We start from the raw sequence: 19,432 nt of genomic DNA, 5'->3' as shown, positions 1-19,432 counted from the left end.
AGGTGGATTAATATCGACAACGCCATCGATCGCCCCAGCACTACCGTTAGTTGTTGCATCTCCTTCCACAAAAGGTATCGGCGGGTTTCTATTACTGCCGCCGTGGCGAATCGTCACCGATCCGGCCCGATCGCCACTAACAGTCGAGATGCTAACTCGAGTGCCGTTTCGGTTGATGAAAGTATCAGTTACTCGAACTAAACCGGCAGTTTCTATATTAACGTTACCGCCCGGAGCATTTATGGATGCCACACTGATATCATTTTGGGCATTAAGAGTGACTGTCGGAGTTCCATCGACCCTAACAACAGGATTAACATTTATTTGCCCAATTGCGATTTCGTTTCCGGCTAAAATTCCAACTCTTTCGGAAGCACTTATATTGCCAGTGCTGACAGTTCCCCTGCTAGTGACATCAACTCCAACTCCCCGCAACTCTCCTGAATTTACATTGCCCGAAGCTGTCAAATTGACATTTCCTGTTGTGGCGTCCGTATTGCCGCCAATATTAATATTTCCCGAATTGCTAGTGACATCAACTCCCACTCCCCGCAACTCTCCTGAATTTACATTGCCCGAAGCTGTCAAATTCACGGTATTTTCTGTTGCGGTGGCCCGGACAATATCAATACTTCCCGAAGTGCTATTTACATTAACTCTTGTTCCTAGCAAATTCCCTGAACTTACATTTTCAGAAGCTATGGCATTAATATTCCCAATTGATGTAGTATTGCCGAGCGCAATTGTTCCCCGATCGCTATTGACTGTAACTGTTCCCCCTTGCAAACTCCCTGCCTTTAAGTCGTTGGATGCTCTCAAAGCAATAGTGCCAGTACCAGCGTCGATCGATACAACATTAATATTAGTTTGGGCGTCCAGATTTACTGTGGGAATCGGATTAACTGGATTTGTGGCGGCAGGATTAACAGTTATTATCCCTGTGTTGATTAGCTGTTGGGCTAAAATTATCACATCTCCGGTAGTATCGATCGCTCCCGTGCTGACACTCCCCGTACTGCTGCTAGCATTGACAGTCGCAGCGTTGAGATTGCCTACCGTTAAGTCCCTAAAAGCTGTCAAACTGATATTTTCACTTGCTGTAATATTGACTGGTGCAGTATTGAAGACTATAATATTCGGATCGCTCAAAACTCCCAGTTCCCCGGAGCTACTGACAATATCAACATTAGATCCCTGCAAATTCCCAAAATTCACATTGCCAGAAGCTCTGAGTTCGATCGCCCCGGAAGTCCCAGTATCGATCGACCTCGTTTCTATATTGCCCCCAAGAGTATTCAGACTAATACTGCCGTTGATATCAGCACGAGAAATGTTATTTGTCAATATAATATTGTTGAGAGCTTGAATATTAATAGTCGAGTTGGATATCAATCTGCCCCCCACTATCACTTCCCCTTCCCTGCTTTCGAGACTAATTCGACCGCCGTTAATATCTCTAGTTACGATATTTCCCAGCGCTGAAAAAATCACCGGCCCGCCTGCAGAAATATTGTCAACAGAAATCAAATTGCTCGATAATAATGAATCTATAAATATTGCATCTTCACCTAAACTGTCAGTACCAGGATTAGCAGGATTTGCCAGATTTGCCACTCCAGCCCGGAGAATTAAAGCCGGACTGCTTGTTAAAATAGCAATATCCGGATCGTCGGCACTCACATTTCCACTACCCAATGAAATATCGGGACCCGTAATTGTAATATCCTCGCCAACAATACTCCCCTTCGCCTCCACTTTCAGCGAAACACCAGTATAATCTCCCAAAAAAACATCTCCTTCCGAACTGATAATCGGGTCAAATAAACTCACAAAATTTCCCGGCATTCCCGACAGATTCCGCACCGAAAAATTGCTCCCCGAAACAAAGTGAGAATCCCCCGAAATAACACCGTTGCTAACCAAACTCAAATTCCCGCCGCTTTGGAATTGTGCGGGAAGAGACAAGCCGCCGATCGCGTTTTGAGTGAGAATATCAATAGTGCGATCGCCCTGAATGTATAAATTCCCCCCAGCCCGCGCCAAAAAAGGATTCTGGGCGCTGTCCCTGACCCGCACCGCATCGGAGCCCAGCAAACTCAAATCCCCCATAGTTTGCAGCCTAGCGCCCGCTAACGTGAGATTTCCCGCCGCCCATAAATTCGCACTTCCCGCATTCAACTGCCCAAGCCCAGAAATATTAGCAGAAATCGCCACATCCCCAGAATTCACCTGCAAACCAGAACCCACAAGCCGCACAGAACCGTCATCCGCAACCGCAACACCCGCCGCCTGATTTTGACCCGTACCTGTCAGCAACTGCGGCAAAGAAACAGGATTCAAAGTCTGTTGAGACTTGCCCAAATTCCCGCCAGTTGGTATTTCCAAACTCAACAAATGCCCCGGTTGACTAATGCGCAAAACCTGAGAGTCCCGAACCGCAGCAACAGTAATTTGCCCGCCCGGGGCCGACAACTGCCCCGTACTAACAACCGTACCGCCAAGCAAAGCCAAATTTTGCCCCGGACTCACAGCTAAATTACCAGCATTAACAATACTGCCCGGTACAGCCGCACCAAAATAAAAAGCATTTGGCGTACCAACCAAGGCGCTAAAATTATTTGTACCCGCAGCATTAAACCAATTAGAACCAAAACCGACACCATTCGCAGTAGTCGCAGTAAAAGCCGCCGGCACATTCAAACTCGCGTTCGGGCCAAACACAATCCCCGCAGGATTAATTAAAAAAAGATTAGAATTGCCTCCCGTGACAGTAATTAAACCGTTAATTACAGAAGCGTCCCCGCCAGCAATTCGAGCTAATATATTTTGAATAGCCGAATTAGTCAGAAAATTAGCAATTTGACCCTCATTCAAGCCGAACTGCCCAAAACTGTGAAAAAGATTCGCCCCGTCTCCCGACAAACTGCCGCCGTTGATATCGTAACGGTTGCCGCTGCGGGTGACAGCAGTACCCGTACCGTCAGCAGCAGGCACTATTGGCTGTGCTTGCGCGAAAGTATTAAAAATTAACAAAGAAAAAGGACAAATAAATAGCCCGACCTTTTTAATCTTTAAGTTGGCGTTTTTCATGGTAGCAAGTAAAACTATCGCTATTCCCCTCAATTATCGCACCCGCCAACAACTTACCTCTAAATGACAAATTAATTCGCTCATGACAATTCCCCAAATCAAAAGCTTGTACACAGACGGCGCTTGTTCCGGCAACCCGGGCCCCGGCGGCTGGGGTGCAGTAGTTTGCTTCGCCGACGGTAACTGTCACGAACTCGGAGGTGCAGACCCCCAAACCACCAACAACCGCATGGAAATGCAGGCTGCCGTCGCTGCCCTCGAATTTTTTGCCAATTCCGGTCAAACCGAACCAGTCACCCTTTACACGGACAGCGAATACGTTAAAAACGGCATCACCAAATGGATTCAAGGCTGGAAAAATAAAGGCTGGAAAACCTCAACCGGGAAAGATGTCGTCAACCAAGACCTCTGGCACTTGCTAGACAAGCTGAATTCCCGGATAGTCAAGTGGGAACACGTCCGCGGTCACTCCGGCGACTTCTACAACGACAGGTGCGATGAAATCGCCCGCAGCTTCTCCCACAATCTCACTCCCGAACTGCAACAGCAGAAACCAACTGCCGGCGAGACTCAGGCGGGCACTTTTGCCGGCGTGGCGACACTGCCCCTAGGTTCGGAAAACACAATTGTTTGGGAAGAAACGGACACAACTGGTAACAAAACGATAGAATCCTATGTCATAACTTCTGACCTTCCGATCTCCAACTCTACCATGATGGATTCAAATGCCGATACCCTGGAGAACTTGCCCCGCGAGGTGAGGGTTCAGGAACTCCGCAATCTGATCGAAACGTTGCACATCGCCGACGAGGTTGCGACGAAAGGCTACTTGATTACCAGTTCTGAACTGGCTGATTTGATGGATGTAAATGCCAGCGCTGTCACCAGTCGTGGAGACAACTGGGTTTGGCGAAATTGGGTAGTTTCGCGGGTGCGGCGCGAAGGCAACCAAATTCTCTGGCAATTAGAGAGAATCGACCACGTTAGTACAACTGATTAGTGGTTAGTCACGAGTTATTAGTTGATTAATAACTGATGACTAATGACTGTCTCAAAGCAAGATTTGGCAAAAATTCGTAGGGACACAACATTATTGTTGTGTCCTTTTAGTCATTAGTCATCAGTCATTAGATTTGAATGGCAGGAATTAGCTCTCCTATCTGGAAATTATCGGTGTTGCATCTGCGCTTTGCCTATTAGACATCTCCAACAAAGAAACTAGGAGTGCGTAGGCGTAAGCCGGGGCGGAGCCATCGCTTCCATATTATCAGAGAATTTTCCCTTAACTTTCATGAGTCAATTTCGGACACAGAAAAAAATCCCTCAGAACGAGGCTATTGGGTCTAGGCTATGACTCACTCAAACGGCTAATTACTAATGCTGAAAATCTGCATAACCAGAAAAAAACAATTAACATAAAAAGCAGAGGTAGTCGCCCACCTAAACTAGAGAGATCCGATCGGATTCTCCTGAATTTAGTATATTTACACTATATTCCCACATTTCAAATGTTAGGAGTACAATTTGGAGTCAGCTTTGTGGAATTTTATTAATTCCCTTTTTCCATTAATTCAACTAACAATTCAGCCGGAATGCGGTGCAACCACTTTTGCAAACTATCTCGGTCGAGAGATTCCAACTTTGTCAAAGCTTTTTCGACCAAAAGCGCTTGATTATCCGACGCACTCTCGACTTCCTCTTGCTTTAAGTGAGTTCGGTGGTACTCTTCAGTGAAGGCGTCAATTTCTTCTTTAGTTAGGTAAGAATCTCTGACCCAAGCCGGTACCCAATCTTTCAACACGATAACTTTATTCAAGGCTGCATCCTCAATTCATCCCATCAATTATAGCTTCAATCCGAAGCAATCTCGGTTCGTTGATGCGAAGTCAGTCCCTGCGTTCGATCGCCCGCACAGCATCCAATTAGCATTCGTTTGTAGCGTTGCCCAGGTGCATAGTTCGCTTACCGTTTGAGATACCGTGCAGGTACGCCCAAAGTATCTTCAATCAAGTGTTTGAGTTCGGTATGCCAATAGCACTTATCGAACGTACTCCACCTCGTAATCGTGCCATCGTTGTAAGGAGTTCCCCGATGGGAAAGCCGATCGCGGGCGTGATAGCGCTAACCACCTGAGTTTGGCGGGTTAGTTGAGTTGGTAAGCGCTTGAGAGGATTTCACACCGAACTCTTGGAATTTCAATGCTGCCCTGAACATAAATCAGGGTAACAACATCAACCACTCTTCTGAGTGCAGGGGGAAAGTATTAATGGTCGTAACCACGGGAGCGAAAACCCATTGCAAGTAATGGAGCGAACATCATCCCCGGGACGGCACTCGCTTGATTGTGGGAATGGCGGGCGTGTTGGGTTTTGGGTTCGGTTTTAGTTTCCCAAAAATCGGGGTGTTGGTGGCGATCGCGGTTGGGTCTTTGCAGCTCAAGCTCCTATTACTTTCCTCACTCCTTCAACATAGAAAAGCCTGAGACGATCGCCCAAAGCAGTAAAGTCAGGCTCAGCGTTTAAAAGAGTCCTTAAGAGTTCAACTTGCTCTCTCTATTGTCACCTGATTGATAGAGTGCGGTAGCGATGCGGGCCGACTAAACTTAAATTCAAACACAAACACAATCTGCATTGGAGTCAAAAGGCGATGAGTGTTCATATTGGCACTTCAGGTTGGAGTTACGACCATTGGGAAGGTGTGCTTTATCCCCACCAACTACCGCCTCGCTCTAGGCTCGATTGCTATATCCAGCACTATCAAAGCGTCGAAGTTAATAGCACCTACTACCGCTGGCCACCAAACACTACCTTCGCGTTCCTGGCGAGAGCGCCTCCCCCAAGGATTTCTCATGACCGTAAAAGCGCCCCGCGGTCTAACGCACTCCAAGCGTCTTTACTCGCCAGAACAGTGGTTGGAACGGATGAGCGAGGGACTTCAAAGCCTGGGTTCACGACTGGGTATTCTGCTCGTCCAGCTTCCTCCCCAGTTCGGCTGCGACTCGGCCCGCCTAGCCTACTTTCTAGAACAGGTACCCCCCTGGATCAAAGTAGCTGTTGAATTCCGACACCCAAGCTGGCACACAGAAGAGGTATTTTCGCTGCTGGAACGCTCTGGGGCGGCTTACTGCGTGATGAGCGGGGCCCACCTTCCGTGTATCCTGCGCGCAACGGCGTCAGTCGTCTATGTGCGCCTCCACGGCCCCGACGCCAACAATCTCTACGGTGGCTCCTACTCGGATGATGATTTGCATTGGTGGGCCGATCGCATCCACGAGTGGGAAAGCCAGGGGCGAAGTGTGTTTGTCTACTTCAACAACGACGGAGAGGGAAATGCAGTTCGGAACGCTTCTAAGCTAAAAACCTTTGTGGAGAACGGTACTTCCTGACAGGCAAAGATTGAGGGCGTTCCCGTTCTTGGGAGCGCATTCAAAAATGCTTCGCAGTTCCCTGAAGCTGAATTAGTTCGCCGGCTGCGTTTTTGGTTGGTTCAATTCCCTGCACTTAGCATTTGCCAGCTCGATCGCGTTTTGGTAGTCACTTCCACCCAACATCAAATCCCCATAGTAGCTGTACCGAGCACCGTTTTCGCCTGGCGCGCGATCGATCAAAAGCTGGCGTTGGTTGTTCTAGGTCGCAGGAATTCGACATTCAGCTCTAATTTCTGTCCCAGCCACAAAGAATGTTTCGTATGGTCCGCCAGATCGTCGCCTGTTTCGGGATGGACGAGAATATCTAACCCCTCGCGATGCAGCATTAACCAAGGAACGACTTTGCCAAATTGCGAGGGTAAAAATGCAACTTGATACATCGCTTGGGGGTGGGGACCAATGGGTTTGTCATGCCAGCGCCCGAGCTGCACCTCAAACTGACTCAATCCTTCGCGTACACGCGCTGCGACATCGCGATTATCAGGGTTGAAGTAAATATGGGCGTGAAAACCAACAATTTCGATGGTGTCTTCTTTCATCATTTTCAGTGGGGTATTGAGCGGATATCTGCACAAAACGGCTGTTAATTTCAGGCTAACTTGGTGAACGCCACTTAGGAGGTGTGAGTTGCGGGCATACAAGAGGCAGCGATGGCTCCGCCCCGGCTTACGCCTACACACTCTTCGGAATTTGGGGCATGGCGGGAGGGTTGGGGTTTGGGTTTAGTTTCTCCCAAAATCTGGGTGTTGGTGGCGATCGGCAACAAGTTTGGTAATAGATTAGTCATGGTGACAAGAGAATCCGCCAAGCTTGACACTCGCTTCCTTCCCGAACTTATGTTAACTGTGAATAAAAACTCGAACAAATTCTCTGCTTTCTTACCCATTCTAGCACTGGTCTTTGTTCTCGCCCCTGCACTAGCCGGGATAGTTGAGCCAACATCTGTTTCCTGTGGCTGTTAACTGTTGACTGTTAACTGTTGACTGTTAACTTTCAATCGAAAAACTGAATGATGGTTGAGTGTTGACTGTTGACTCGATTTTACGCCCGACGATGAAGCGCGGATTTGATATAAGCTATGGGCGACATCCCGCAACCTAAAAACGGATTTCTAAGGCAGAACGGGAGAATCGAGCGAGCCAACGTCAGCCGACGATTTCCTGCGTACAAGTACAAAATTAATTAGTATACTGGCGAATGATATTCAGATCACAGCATAATTAGATAAATATTTACAGATATCAAGGAGGAATAGCACTCGATGCGAAAGTTAAACCGTTCAAATTTGGTCGCATTACTAATTGGCACAGCACTCATTTTTTTTATTTTGGTAACATCAGTTAGCGCTCAAGCGAAACTCACAGAGCGATCGAAACTAGCAATTAATGGAATTGGGTCTATTCGGGTTGGCATGACAGTTGATGAAGCGTCAAAATCTGGTGGGATTAGATTAATTAGAAGTAGGAGTGGTGACCTTGACGAGTATCAGTGTTTCTACGTTCAACCACAAGGAGAGCCAAAAGGAATTGCCTTTATGGTAACAAAGGGTCGCATTGCCAGAGTGGATATTAGCAACAAGCGCATTACCACCATCAGTGGAGCTAGAATCGGGGATAATGAAAACCGAATTTTATCTTTATATCCAGGGCAAATTAAAGCAACTCCTCATCCTTATGTAAGCCGCCCACCTGAGAATGGAAAATATCTAACTTTTGTACCTAAAGATGCGGCTGACAAAAACTACCGCATAATTTTTGAGACTAGCAAAAATCGTGTAGATAGGTTCCGTTCGGGTAAACTTCCTGAAGTTGAGTATATAGAAGGCTGTTCGTAATAGGCTCAAAAAACTCTTAATCCTGTGACATCCACCTCAACAGCCGACAGCACTTTGGGTTCGATCTCGTACAAATCATTCAGAACAAGCTTGGCATCGGGAAACACGAAATACTCCGTCAAACGATTTTAGATTTTAGATTTTAGATTTTAGATTTTAGATTTGAAGCATTGACCCCACGGATAAATTCGGGGGCTTGTTTATCAGATACAGGTTTTTTATTTCTGGACGGATGAATCCGGGGGCTTGTATCCTGGATGCTTTCGGTCAGCGTGCCGATGCGGTAATTGAACGCTTTGTAGTCGATCGCCCAATCCTGGAAATCTAGATTTCGATCGCCCGCAATAGCCAACAGATGCAAAAATAATTAGCTTTAACAGCAGAAGCCCCGCGCTCTACCCGATCGAGGGTGAACGCCCTTGATGAATGCGAGTGAGCCGCCAATTCCATCTGCCCACGAGACGACAAGGCGTAGCCAGCGGGAGAGGGGCAGGTGGATGAGAAGGTGAGCAACTTCCTTGTTTTTCCCCATGTTCTTTGTGATAATAGTCTTAGAGCAATTCCAGAAGCAATCTAAGTGTCTTGTTAAAAGCTGTCAAAGTCCGAATCTACCCAACAGAAACCCAGCAAGAACACCTTGCCCAAGCTTTTGGTTGTGTGCGTTGGGTCTGGAATCAGTCTTTGGCTACAATGAGTGCGACTTATCAAGAGACTGGTAAAGGCGTTACTGCCATGACTATGAAGAAGTCAATACCCCTGTGGAAAGCTGAGTTTGAATGGCTCTGTGAGTGTTACTCGCAATGCCTTCAACAGTCAGTTCTCAATCTAGGTGTAGCTTTTGGCAACTTCTTTGATGGTCGAGCAATGTATCCAACATTCAAAAAACGTCAAGGAAAACAATCTATTCAATACCCTCAAAATGTTAAAGTCTTGAGCAATTGTGAGATTAAATTTCCTGGCAAGTTGGGTATCGTCAATGCCAAGGTTCATCGGGATATCGAGGGTAAAGTCAAAACGGTGACTGTTTCCAAAAATCCTGATGGCAGATACTTTGCTTCAATGCTTGTAGATGATGAGATTGCTACGCCAGAATCCAGTAGTGACGGTAATGTCATTGGGATAGATTTAGGTATAACTGATTTTGCGGTGACATCGAACGGCTCTAAATATCAACATCCTAAAGCGACTAAGAAATATGAAAAGAACCTAGCCCGTAAGCAGAAGAAGCTGGCTCGCCGAAAGGACAAAACGACCAAGAATCGTCGCAAAGCAAAGCTTGCAGTAGCTAAGGTTCATTCTAAAATCAAACGAGTCCGTGAAGATTTTCTACACAAACTATCGCGCAAGATAGTAGACGAAAACCAAGTCATAGTAGTAGAAAATCTGGCAGTAAGAAACATGGTTCTTAACCATTGCCTAGCTAAAGCAATCTCTGATGCTGGTTGGGGAATGTTCTGTACTATGCTCAAGTATAAAGCTGAGATGGTGGGCAAAGTTTATCTAGAAATAGGTCGATTCTTTGCATCAACTCATCTTTGCTCAAATACGCTGAAATCACTGCCTCGTATGGATCTATCCGTGCGTGAATTTGATTGTCCTCACTGTAGACAAAGGCACGATCGAGACATCAACGCGGCGATCAACATCAAAAATGAAGGCTTGCGCTTATTGACGTTGGGAACCAGCGTTATTGCTCCTGAAGGCTATGTAAGACCAAAACAGTATGGGCGCAAGTCTACTACTGGGGCGGCGGTGGTTGTTGAAGGGAGAAGCCCGCTCTCTACCCGATAGGGTGAGAGTCGGGTAGTTCACAGACTACTTAACATCAGTCCCAGTTAAAAAAAAGAATCCAACTGTAAGCCCCTGCTCCAAACCCTCATAAAATCAGTGATTTCCCATCGAAAATCGAAAATAGCATGAGTCCCAGCTTGCGAACAGTCATTGCTACCAGGTATGTCACTCCCTTGCGCGAGGGCGGCTCGCTGCCGGCGATCGTCGAAGCAGATGATGATGGCTTGTACGTGCTCAAATTTCGCGGTGCGGGCCAGGGAGCCAAATCTCTGATCGCCGAGCTAGTGGCGGGAGAGATTGCTCGCGCCTCGGGGCTCCGAGTCCCCGAACTCGTCTTTGTTGAACTCGATCCCGAACTGGCTCGCACTGAGCCTGACCCGGAAATTCAAGATTTGATCCGAGCAAGTGCTGGCCTCAACCTCGCCCTCGACTATCTCCCGGGCTCCATTACCTTTGACCCGATAGCGGGGAAGTCCGATGCGGATCTCGCCTCAGAAATCGTTTGGTTCGATGCTTTCGTGACCAACATCGATCGCACGTCGCGCAATGCAAATATGCTGGTATGGCACCGCCGGCTTTGGCTGATAGATCACGGTGCAGCCCTCTACTTCCACCACACCTGGAAAGATTATCTCTCGCGCAGCCGCGATCGTTTCCCCCCAATCAAAGACCACGTTCTGCTGCGTTTTGCGAGTACGCTGGAAGCGGCAAATTCAAAGATGACTCACAGGGTAACGCCGGACATCATTCGCAACATCGTTAAACTAATTCCTGATGCTTGGCTGGTGGGAGATTCTCCTTTCAGCGATAGCAACCAACATCGGGATGCTTATATCGAGTACCTGCTAAATCGGCTAGAATCACCACATATTTTTTTGGAGGAGGCGATTAGTGCCCGATCGATTTCTGTATGATTACGCCATTATCCGCGTCGTTCCCAAAGTCGATCGCGAGGAGTTTATCAACGTGGGGGCGATCGTTTCCTGCGGTACGAAAAAATTCCTCGAAGCCCGTATCGAAATTGATGAACAGCGCTTGATGGCGCTCGACTCAACGTTGGATCTGGAAATGATTCGCAATCACCTAGCAGTCATTCCCATCATTTGTGCAGGCGGCTCCGAATCTGGCGCGATCGGTCAACTTCCCCACAGAGAGCGCTTTCACTGGCTCGTAGCACCGCGCAGCACGATCGTTCAGACATCGCGGGTACACACTGGTTTTTGCCAGAATCTACCGGGTGCGATCGAACACTTGCTCGATACAATGGTGCGATCGTCTTGCCGAAAACCATCTGTAAAGGCTCGGTTGCTAGCGGTTGGAATTGACACTCACGAGAGGCGATCGCACTCTAGTTAGCGTCAGCTTGTCGGTGAGATGCTGCTTTGAGCTTGGTGAGCGATCTATCCATTTCGGAAAACAGCCAGAATAGAAGCATCCTCAAGCTGTTTTAGCTAAAAATGAGAACGCCAGAGCAAAAGTCCTGACTGGTAATATCAAATCTGTTAGCATCGGAATTATTCAGAGATCTCTTCTCTTAATCTGCGTGAATCAGCGTCAATCCATTGTCATCTGCGGTTAATAAATTCTCTTTTTTTAACCGCAGATGATGGCAGATAAACACAGATAAACGCAGATGAATTTATCAATTTCCTACGGGATTTGATCTAACTTTTCTAAAGTCTTAGCCGCAGTTTCGGAAGGTAGAAAGATGATGCAAATTGAACAGACAAATATGACTGTCCCTCTGTGGGGTTTAGCAATTTTCATTGGGTGGACGATCGCAGTCGTTATCTTGTTGCTAGCAGTCAGGGTCCGGCATATATCAGCAGGCGGATCTATAAAAGATTTCAGCACAAAGAACGACGACAGCTTGCTTTGGCGCCTAGTTCGAGTACACTCTAACTTGGTAGAAAACCTGCCTTTGTATTTGGGAGTTGTTTTCCTTCTAAGCGTTAGGGGTGTTTCAGGAACAGCAGTAGATTTGCTTATTGTTGTGTACATCCTATTTCGGCTTGTACATTCAGTGATTCACATCGCTGGCCTCGATCCAAAGTTTCGGTTCTTCACCTTACTAATTCAGTTAAGCTGCTTGGTCGCCTTAACTATTATGGCAGTTTTCTAGTGGAGGGCTTACGCAATTGGCACATATATATATCAGGGTGCATCAGGGGCCAACCCTAATTGTTTCGCATACAGCGTAAGTCAGACGTACCTTATCAGTCGATCGAGCTTGTGACATTACTGCCTGTGATTTGGCTAAATTATTGAAGTTTATGAACCGAATATCTCGTGCGATCGCTGTTATTTTAATTGTATTAGGGTGCATTATTTCTGTTTTAGTTCAGCCGCCGCAATCAGCCTTAACCGTGCCACCTCCAGTGCAAGAATCTCCACGGCGCGGAGGAGATGTTGCTGAGACAATTAATTTTGGACGGCACTTTCAAGAGCTAGGAGTTGAAGGCTCGATCGCAATTTACGATTTGAATAGCGATCGGCTTTATCAACACAACCCGCAGCGTAACAGCACAGCTTTTTTACCTGCATCTACATTTAAGATTCTCAACTCTCTGATTTCCTTAGAAACAGGGGTGATTTCAGATGAGATTGCCGTTCTAACTTGGGATGGAATTCAAAGGCAAATTCCCGCCTGGAATCGAGACTTGAATATGAGAGAAGCCATAAAACTTTCTGCCGTTTGGTTTTACCAAGTTCTCGCCCGCCGAGTCGGACACGAGCAAATGCAAAAATGGGTAGCTAAAGTCGGTTATGGCAACCAAAAAATCGGTAACAAAGAGGATATTGACAAATTCTGGTTAGAGGGAGAGCTGCGAATCACACCCAAGGAGCAAATTCAATTTCTCCGCCGTCTCTACAAAAATGACTTACCCTTTTCTGAGCGCTCGCTGTCTCTGGTTAAAGACATCATAATTGTTGAACAAACTCCCGATTACACAATTAGAGCCAAAACAGGCTGGGCAAATTTTGGAGAACAAACAAAGCCTCAAATTGGCTGGTATGTAGGTTATTTAGAAAAGGATAAAAATGTTTACTTTTTTGCTACGAACATTGATATCCGCAACAATAATGACGCATCTGCAAGAATCGAGTTAACGCGCCGTTGCTTTAAGGATCTTGCGCTGCTGTAAGTGCGTTATTTGTTCTGTAATATTCACAAAAACGCCAGCGAAGCGGCTAACGGTCATAGCCAAAACACCCATTTATGCGATGCCTGAGTTCGATCGTAGGTAGCCGAGTCTTTTAAATCTTTTAGGACTTGCGCCATTGGCACATATAGCGGTTCTTAAGAAAGTGAGGTATGCCCACGGAGGCCTATGCCCTATGCCCTATGCCCTATGCCCTATGAGCACCTCATGTTACTGAGAAAGGCTATATATCATTTCTCCCAGCAAGGCGACAATCATCTAAGAGAGCATTAAGTTGTTCAACGACTAGCCAGGGGTTTCGACCTTTCAAACAAGCTACGATCGCTGCTTCATAGGGATTTCTGCCAGTTTTCTTTACTGCTGCGATCGCCTGTTTGTTAGACAATCCCCGCGCGCTGACCAACCAAGCAGCCAAAACCTGTCCTGTACGTCCGATCCCCCCAGAACAGTGAACTACCACGCGTTCGCCTCTGCTATTGGCAGATTCCAAGAACGGCAATATTCGATCGATTAAAATATCGCGATCGACCAATTCAAAGTCTGCAATCGGCGCCCAGCAAACTCGATCGCACCCAAATATTTTCCGATATGTTGCCAGTAAGTCAGTGTAGCGGATGAGTTGCGTCTGAGCAAGCAAGCAGCAAACTTGCTTGATATTATGCCCCTGCATAAATTCAATCCAGCGAGCAATTTCTGCATCGCGGTATCCTGGTCTGGCTGCACCAAACACAATTAATTCATTCTCAGAAGCCGCAGCGAATTTGTGCATACTGTTTTCAATATTTTTACCTATAATTAAGAAAGACGCACAAATCCTGAATCAACAGTGAAAAACAAGAGCTCGATTGGTTTAATGAACTGGCTGCAACCCAAACCAGAAACCGTTTTGTTATGCGACTCAATTGCTGCAGCTTCTGACATGGCATTTATGCTCAACGGTGAGTGGGATGGGTGCAATAGTTTGGTGCTCCCTAAATGCGACAAGGTAGCAATTGAAGCAGCCGCTAGTTTGCTGGAGACATCGTGGTGCTACCAAAATACTTGCGAAGCGGTTTTAATTCGGCTGGAAGTTGACGAGTTTTTGCGCCGTTATGCGATTGGAGACAGGTTTTTTATTAATGCTAACTTGCGAGGCGCGCAATTGAGCGAACTTTGCTTGGAAAACATTGATTTGAGTTATGCTAAATTAAATTTGGCTAACCTCAGCGGCACTAATTTAAGCAAAGCAAACTTAATGACTGCCGAGATGCAATCCGCAAACTTGAGTGGCTGTAACTTGAGTAAATCGCAACTTGTGAGGGCCAATTTATCAGGAGCAAATTTATCGGATGCTAATCTCAAAGGTGCAGATATGAGTTATGCAGATTTAAGCAATGTTTGTTTGACAGGTGCTGATTTAAGAGGTGCAAATTTAGCTAGAGTAGACTTAAGAAAAACCAGCTTAGATGGGGCGATTTTTGAGGAAACTTAATAACTGTATCGGGGGCGGGATCTCCTCCACATCCCAGTCGCGCTCGGGGCGGGTTTATTTAGATTGTTAGGCTCTCTGGAACTTACGGTGATATTTTTATCTAATTAGAAAAGCAAGCTAATACACGATCTCGAAAATTGTCAAAATTAGAAAAGCCATATCCTTGTCGCATAATCAACTTAATTCGGTTATTTATCCCCTCCATCACTCCACTTGTGGTGCGATTAAGAAAGTAGTTACAAATTCCTTCAAAATGATTGACAATTGTCGAAGCTGATTCTTGGAAAAAAAGCGATGCATAATTCAGCCAATTCTTGAACTCTGTCCGCAGCTCTTTTGACGGTCATATTGGTCTCATATATTTCTCGAAACTCTTCTTTCATCTCATAGGCAATTCTTAAGCATTCTGATTTCTTCAAAGTCATTTCCAACTTTTCAATTTGACTCTGCTCAAGGTCGATTCGATTACTCAATAATAAATATTTGCTGCCTCTGTCTGTGATTCCTATTCCTCGACGCAACTTATTCAAGTTTTTATTAACTGCTTTCATCACGTGAAAACGGTCAATAACAAGTTTGGCATTTGTCCATACTTGTTCTATAACTTTTGGAAATCCTCCCCACATATCAACACTCACTTCCTCAACTTGTTCTCTAACCTCAAGCGGTTGCCTCATAAGGACTTCGACTATATCTTGCTGACGGTGAGAGTCAATCATTTCAATCAAATTACCCCCCTCAATGTCACTGACAACAGTTACGAAACTTCCTTTTCCTTTTCTCATACTTATCTCATCTATACTTACTCGTTTAACTGACTCCCAACAGTTTTTTTTTTACGGAAATTGACATGAGTAAAAATACCTTTGATTTCGTGATAACTCAATCCTTCTTCTCGCCCAATTTGTGACAGGCTCGACTGTTGAACACGCGCATAAATATTTTGTTCGTATCGTTGAGTATGCCGTCTTTTTTTGTCAAGAAATTCTAATTTTTCTGTAATGTAACGTTGACAACTAGGACAGTAAAACTGCCGACGAGGCACTTCTAAATAGACAAAACGACCGAAAACTGACAAATCCCTGACTAATGTAAGTCGATTTTGATGCAGTTCTTCTGTAGAATTATTACAGTGAGGACACACTATTTCTGAGGCTAAAGCCCTCAATCGAAAGTAAATTTGTCCTTCAATTTGAGTGCAAGTTTCAACCTTGACTCCAGGCAAGTCTAATAAATAGTCTAAATGAAAGCTCATTACTCTAACTGTATTGGTTGATCTATTTTACACCATAAACTCAGGAGAGCCGATTGTTAGTCTCAACGACAGATTGTTGGTGAAACCCGCCCCTACAGAAATGATGTCCTAGGCTAACTATACTTTCGGCCGCGCCACTGAGTAGGCTGATTTAAAGCAGAAATTAGAATTCGCAAAAACGCCAAGGGATCGGCTAAAGGTGACAGCCAAAACAGCCATTTACCCGATGCCTGAGTTGTATCGTAAGAAGGTGCGATCGCGAAACACAAAGCCGATCGCACTGCAACCAAAAATACATTCAATCCCAACAGCCAAAAGTGGGGAAATACAGCAACCGGCGGCAGCGAACCAAACAGCAAATAGCACAACACAATCGGCACCGGCAAACCTTGAACCGCCAGCAACAGCCACAAATCGCCCCAGATTTGAGCGCCAGAAGCAGCATCTTTCAAATCGAGCGATCGACCCCATTCATTCCAAGTCTCGATCGCCCCCTCATACATCCGCACCTTCAACACCTTAGCCCCATCCAAAAAGCCCACCTTAAAGCCCTTAGCAGCCGCATAGCGAGCCAAAGTTACATCATCGCAAAACGAACCCCTCGCGACCTCATAGCCCCCCAATGCTACCAAAACCTCGCGCCTGCACAAGAAACACTGACCGTTCGCCATCACCCGTTCCGGCACATCCCCGCCAGTGCCCGTCGGCCCGAACCGATAAACCAAAGTCATTAACAAAGCAGGTTGCAGCCACAACTCCCCCGGATGCTTGAGGATAAACTGCGGCGAGAGCGAAATCAAATCGTAATTTCGGGCCGCCGCCGTCTTCAGCAAACTCGCAATCAAACCCGGATGCGGCACAGTATCGGCATCTATCCCCAAAATCCACTCGCACTTCTGGGAACTTGCCAAAAAACCCGTGTGCAAAGCCCAGGGACGCCCTACCCAACCCGCCGGCAGCGGATCGTCGTTAATCAAGCGAAACCGGGGGTCTTTTTGTGCTGCAGCTTTGACTAAATCTCCGGTTCCGTCTACCGAATAGCTGTCAACCACGATCGCTTCTCGGAGTTCGTAACTTTGGCGGCTCAATCCTTCCAAACAAGGCGAAATTCGATCGGCTTCGTTCAAAGTCGGTACTACCGCAGTACAAGCACCCAAAAAATCCAGCGTCGGCGAATCGGGCTCGAGGGGCGGGATGCGCGATGGGCCTTTAATCAAACGCGACAGGAGAATTGCGGCGGCGGGCAATTGCAGCAGCAGGAGTGCGACAGGGATGATACTTGTCAGCGGTTGGGAGGACAGGTGAGGCGCGATCGAGAAAACCATACTGTTGAATAATTGAATAATTGGGAATGACTTACTGGATATGGGTTGGGAGCTTATTTACAGTTCATTTTTTTTGTAACTGGTATCAATTTAAAAAATTTATAGCAACTGCCAAGACGGTGAGGACATTCTTAATCGCTGAAACCATTGCTATTACTGCTTCTTCCTTCTTCCTTCTTCCGACGGACATCGGACTTCTTCCTTCTGCGATAATAAAATTTTGGCCTCAAACATATTACAGGAATTGGGCATGAAAAAATCGCCGCTGAAAAACCCGGTTTCTTGTAGAAACCGGGTTTTTAAACTAGCTCAAAATTTAGTGTAATTTTTGCTAAATCAGCCGGGGTTGCTCGATCGCAACTTACTTGCGCAAAACGCCCACCGGCTGAGGTGGAATTTGGGCCGTGACAGCAGATGTCTCCAAAGACGGCATTGTTTCCGTTACGTAACCTGCTGCGGGTTTAGCGATCCAGCTTAACGCGATCGCCGGAACTACACCCAGAAGCACAGCTAGCGATGTCGGGAACCAGAACCGAGAATCCAAGGAAGTTACAGTGATAATTGCTCCGAAAGCAAAGTTTACCAAATAAACAATTAAGGGCAAAGCCAATTGAGATCGCTCTAATTGAATCGGCATTTTTCTCCAGAAGAAAGCTGCGGAGGACATAAATAGCGCCCCCGTACCCATCCACCCAGCCAAATTGCGGTAAGGCATCCCAAAGAAAGCCCCAACTTCCTCAAACTCCCAAAAAGGCACAGAAGTTTGACTCATCGCCGGATCTAGTACAAAATCCCAAGCTGTTAGCAGCAAAGCACCAAGGGCGATCGCCCCTATTTGGCGCACCCAGTTGAGTTCACCTTTACCGCCAGCTACTCCAGCGCGAGCAATTACATAGCAAACCAGTCCCAGATAAAACCACGAGAGGGGAATTGTAAACGGCACCAGCCCTGCAATTTTGTAACCCAAACCGCTCAAATAGTGGTAGTGGCCGAAGGGAAAACCCGTACTCGTTCCCAACAACTCGCTACTCAAGGACAAAAACACAGAAGGCAGTAAAAAACCTAGAGTTGCACCCAAACCCAACGTCCGCAAGGAATAGAGACCAACCGCTGCAGCACCAAAGATGATATAAACTACTCCACCCCCAGCCATCCCCCACTGGAATAGAGTTTGCCCAGCGGGCGGTAAACTCATCACCAATTCGGGACGGGGTAAAATCAGCAGCAACCCTGCCAATCCAAAAGCCATTGACAAGACGTGGGCTATCAGGCAAAAGCGCTCAGCAATCAAAAGTTGCTTCATGGGACTCCTCGAAAAAATATTAGATGCAGAAAGCACTCCCTAACAGTTTACAAATCTTTAACAAAAAACGAACACAACTCGCGATCGGCATTTTTCCAAACTTACACGCAGGGGCGAGAAACCAGGTTTCTGACTTACTACTTGGTTGCTAAACCCTTTATTTTTCTAAGAAACCCGGTTTTTTGGCGAGGGATTGGTTGCACGGCCTACCGAATGCCGAATCCCCTTCTTCCCTCGGACGGATATCCGTTATATCCGTTACACGCCTCCGTTACCTCTGCTAGATAACTAAATCCTTCTGCCTTCTGCCTTCAACCAAAAACCGCAGGATTCCCCTTCAGAGCGGAACGAAGCGACGAGCGGCAGCAAGGCGCGTAGTGTAGCAGGTGGGGGAGGAATGCGGGTGAGACGACGAACCCCACTCCCAACCAATTGTGTGCAAGGCAAACAGAGGAAGGGAGGAGTGGGTGAGGAGGCGAACAGTTCTAGGCTTGCCAGTAATAGCTTCAACAGTGATAATGGTGAAGCTAGTTTGTTGAAGACAGTGAACCAGGTCATCACCGCCAAACTGAAGTTAAATCTCACCACTGAGCAGAAAGCCTCGGTGCGTGAGACTGCCTTGGCTTATCGGGATGCACTGAATTTCACTTCTGATGCAGCTTTTGATAACGATAAATCTAGTAACGGTGCTCTCGTTACCAAAAAATTGGGTACAAAGCCCCGTCCTTATAGGACGGCTTTAATTGATTTCAGTTTTTGTTTAAGTTATCTA

At 46.5% G+C, this 19,432-nt stretch carries 20 protein-coding genes and 2 pseudogenes; 12 read left to right on the top strand and 10 right to left on the bottom strand.

Features of this window, described 5'->3' with window-relative positions; all coding sequences use genetic code 11:
• A partial coding sequence (locus tag QUB61_RS23515; RefSeq protein WP_333126981.1) for a two-partner secretion domain-containing protein occupies positions 1-3,090 on the bottom strand: 3,090 nt, incomplete at its 3' end.
• 82 nt (positions 3,091-3,172) lie between these two features.
• Between QUB61_RS23515 and rnhA the strand changes: the two genes are divergently transcribed.
• Positions 3,173-4,090: a ribonuclease HI gene (gene rnhA, locus QUB61_RS23510; protein WP_333126979.1), complete on the top strand. Its 918-nt coding sequence runs from the start codon at positions 3,173-3,175 to the stop codon at positions 4,088-4,090.
• A 549-nt stretch (positions 4,091-4,639) separates the two neighbouring features.
• Here rnhA and QUB61_RS23505 read toward each other — a convergent pair.
• Complete coding sequence (locus tag QUB61_RS23505; protein ID WP_333126977.1) at positions 4,640-4,906, bottom strand: hypothetical protein; 267 nt, start codon at positions 4,904-4,906, stop codon at positions 4,640-4,642.
• 830 nt (positions 4,907-5,736) lie between these two features.
• Between QUB61_RS23505 and QUB61_RS23500 the strand changes: the two are divergent.
• Both QUB61_RS23500 and QUB61_RS23495 read left to right on the top strand, forming a co-directional pair.
• A pseudogene (locus tag QUB61_RS23500) lies at positions 5,737-5,868 on the top strand (DUF72 domain-containing protein); the annotation flags it as partial.
• Between the two features lie 70 nt (positions 5,869-5,938).
• Complete coding sequence (locus tag QUB61_RS23495; RefSeq protein ID WP_333126974.1) at positions 5,939-6,475, top strand: DUF72 domain-containing protein; 537 nt, start codon at positions 5,939-5,941, stop codon at positions 6,473-6,475.
• A 218-nt stretch (positions 6,476-6,693) separates the two neighbouring features.
• Here the strand turns inward: QUB61_RS23495 and QUB61_RS23490 are convergent, their stop codons facing one another.
• A complete protein-coding gene (locus QUB61_RS23490; protein WP_333126971.1) occupies positions 6,694-7,059 on the bottom strand; it encodes a DOPA 4,5-dioxygenase family protein in 366 nt (121 codons plus the stop codon).
• A gap of 71 nt (positions 7,060-7,130) precedes the next feature.
• The gene (locus QUB61_RS23485; RefSeq protein ID WP_333126968.1) at positions 7,131-7,403 is read right to left on the bottom strand and encodes a hypothetical protein; all 273 of its coding nucleotides are present in this window, start codon (positions 7,401-7,403) and stop codon (positions 7,131-7,133) included.
• 375 nt (positions 7,404-7,778) lie between these two features.
• Here QUB61_RS23485 and QUB61_RS23480 point away from each other — a divergent pair, with 375 nt between their 5' ends.
• From QUB61_RS23480 to blaOXA, 7 genes are all read left to right on the top strand, one after another.
• Positions 7,779-8,351 (top strand): hypothetical protein, encoded by a 573-nt coding sequence (locus QUB61_RS23480; protein WP_333126965.1) that lies wholly within the window; start codon positions 7,779-7,781, stop codon positions 8,349-8,351.
• Positions 8,352-8,547: 196 nt separating this feature from the next.
• Positions 8,548-8,679, top strand: a complete 132-nt coding sequence (locus QUB61_RS23475) for a hypothetical protein (RefSeq protein WP_333126962.1) — start codon at positions 8,548-8,550, stop codon at positions 8,677-8,679.
• A gap of 254 nt (positions 8,680-8,933) precedes the next feature.
• Entirely contained in the window at positions 8,934-10,142 is a 1,209-nt protein-coding gene (locus QUB61_RS23470) for an RNA-guided endonuclease TnpB family protein (RefSeq protein ID WP_333126960.1), read from the top strand.
• Between the two features lie 125 nt (positions 10,143-10,267).
• Positions 10,268-11,056: a HipA family kinase gene (locus tag QUB61_RS23465; protein ID WP_333126957.1), complete on the top strand. Its 789-nt coding sequence runs from the start codon at positions 10,268-10,270 to the stop codon at positions 11,054-11,056.
• Positions 11,034-11,498: a DUF3037 domain-containing protein gene (locus QUB61_RS23460; RefSeq protein ID WP_333126954.1), complete on the top strand. Its 465-nt coding sequence runs from the start codon at positions 11,034-11,036 to the stop codon at positions 11,496-11,498. Before QUB61_RS23465 ends, QUB61_RS23460 begins: the two co-directional genes overlap by 23 nt.
• A gap of 352 nt (positions 11,499-11,850) precedes the next feature.
• Positions 11,851-12,264 (top strand): MAPEG family protein, encoded by a 414-nt coding sequence (locus QUB61_RS23455; RefSeq protein ID WP_333126951.1) that lies wholly within the window; start codon positions 11,851-11,853, stop codon positions 12,262-12,264.
• Positions 12,265-12,415: 151 nt separating this feature from the next.
• Positions 12,416-13,288, top strand: coding sequence for a class D beta-lactamase (gene blaOXA / locus QUB61_RS23450; protein ID WP_333126948.1), 873 nt, complete (start codon positions 12,416-12,418; stop codon positions 13,286-13,288).
• Between the two features lie 241 nt (positions 13,289-13,529).
• On the opposite strand, the gene QUB61_RS23445 is transcribed toward blaOXA, so the two are convergent.
• The gene (locus tag QUB61_RS23445) at positions 13,530-14,075 is read right to left on the bottom strand and encodes a phosphatase domain-containing putative toxin (protein ID WP_333126945.1); all 546 of its coding nucleotides are present in this window, start codon (positions 14,073-14,075) and stop codon (positions 13,530-13,532) included.
• A gap of 84 nt (positions 14,076-14,159) precedes the next feature.
• Between QUB61_RS23445 and QUB61_RS23440 the strand changes: the two genes are divergently transcribed.
• On the top strand, positions 14,160-14,777 hold the full coding sequence (locus QUB61_RS23440; protein WP_333126943.1) for a pentapeptide repeat-containing protein: 618 nt from the start codon (positions 14,160-14,162) through the stop codon (positions 14,775-14,777).
• A 100-nt stretch (positions 14,778-14,877) separates the two neighbouring features.
• Here the strand turns inward: QUB61_RS23440 and QUB61_RS23435 are convergent, their stop codons facing one another.
• The 5 genes from QUB61_RS23435 to cruF form a co-directional block, all read right to left on the bottom strand.
• Positions 14,878-15,084 (bottom strand): transposase, encoded by a 207-nt coding sequence (locus tag QUB61_RS23435; RefSeq protein ID WP_333127108.1) that lies wholly within the window; start codon positions 15,082-15,084, stop codon positions 14,878-14,880.
• Positions 15,026-15,562 carry a transposase gene (locus tag QUB61_RS23430; protein ID WP_333126938.1) on the bottom strand — a complete coding sequence of 179 codons (537 nt, stop codon included), beginning with the start codon at positions 15,560-15,562 and terminating at the stop codon, positions 15,026-15,028. The genes QUB61_RS23435 and QUB61_RS23430 overlap by 59 nt, the downstream gene beginning before the upstream one ends.
• A gap of 17 nt (positions 15,563-15,579) precedes the next feature.
• Positions 15,580-16,032: a transposase family protein gene (locus tag QUB61_RS23425; protein ID WP_333126936.1), complete on the bottom strand. Its 453-nt coding sequence runs from the start codon at positions 16,030-16,032 to the stop codon at positions 15,580-15,582.
• 113 nt (positions 16,033-16,145) lie between these two features.
• A complete protein-coding gene (gene cruG, locus QUB61_RS23420) occupies positions 16,146-17,357 on the bottom strand; it encodes a 2'-O-glycosyltransferase CruG (RefSeq protein WP_333126934.1) in 1,212 nt (403 codons plus the stop codon).
• Between the two features lie 361 nt (positions 17,358-17,718).
• The gene (gene cruF / locus QUB61_RS23415; RefSeq protein ID WP_333126931.1) at positions 17,719-18,660 is read right to left on the bottom strand and encodes a gamma-carotene 1'-hydroxylase CruF; all 942 of its coding nucleotides are present in this window, start codon (positions 18,658-18,660) and stop codon (positions 17,719-17,721) included.
• 463 nt (positions 18,661-19,123) lie between these two features.
• On the opposite strand from cruF, the pseudogene QUB61_RS23410 reads away from it, so the two are divergent.
• Positions 19,124-19,432 (top strand): annotated as a pseudogene (locus QUB61_RS23410) (hypothetical protein); the annotation flags it as partial.

The sequence above is a fragment of the Microcoleus sp. C2D2 genome (assembly GCF_036702495.1).
Taxonomy (GTDB): domain Bacteria; phylum Cyanobacteriota; class Cyanobacteriia; order Cyanobacteriales; family Microcoleaceae; genus Microcoleus.
This window is presented reverse-complemented; position numbering and strand designations above follow the sequence as displayed.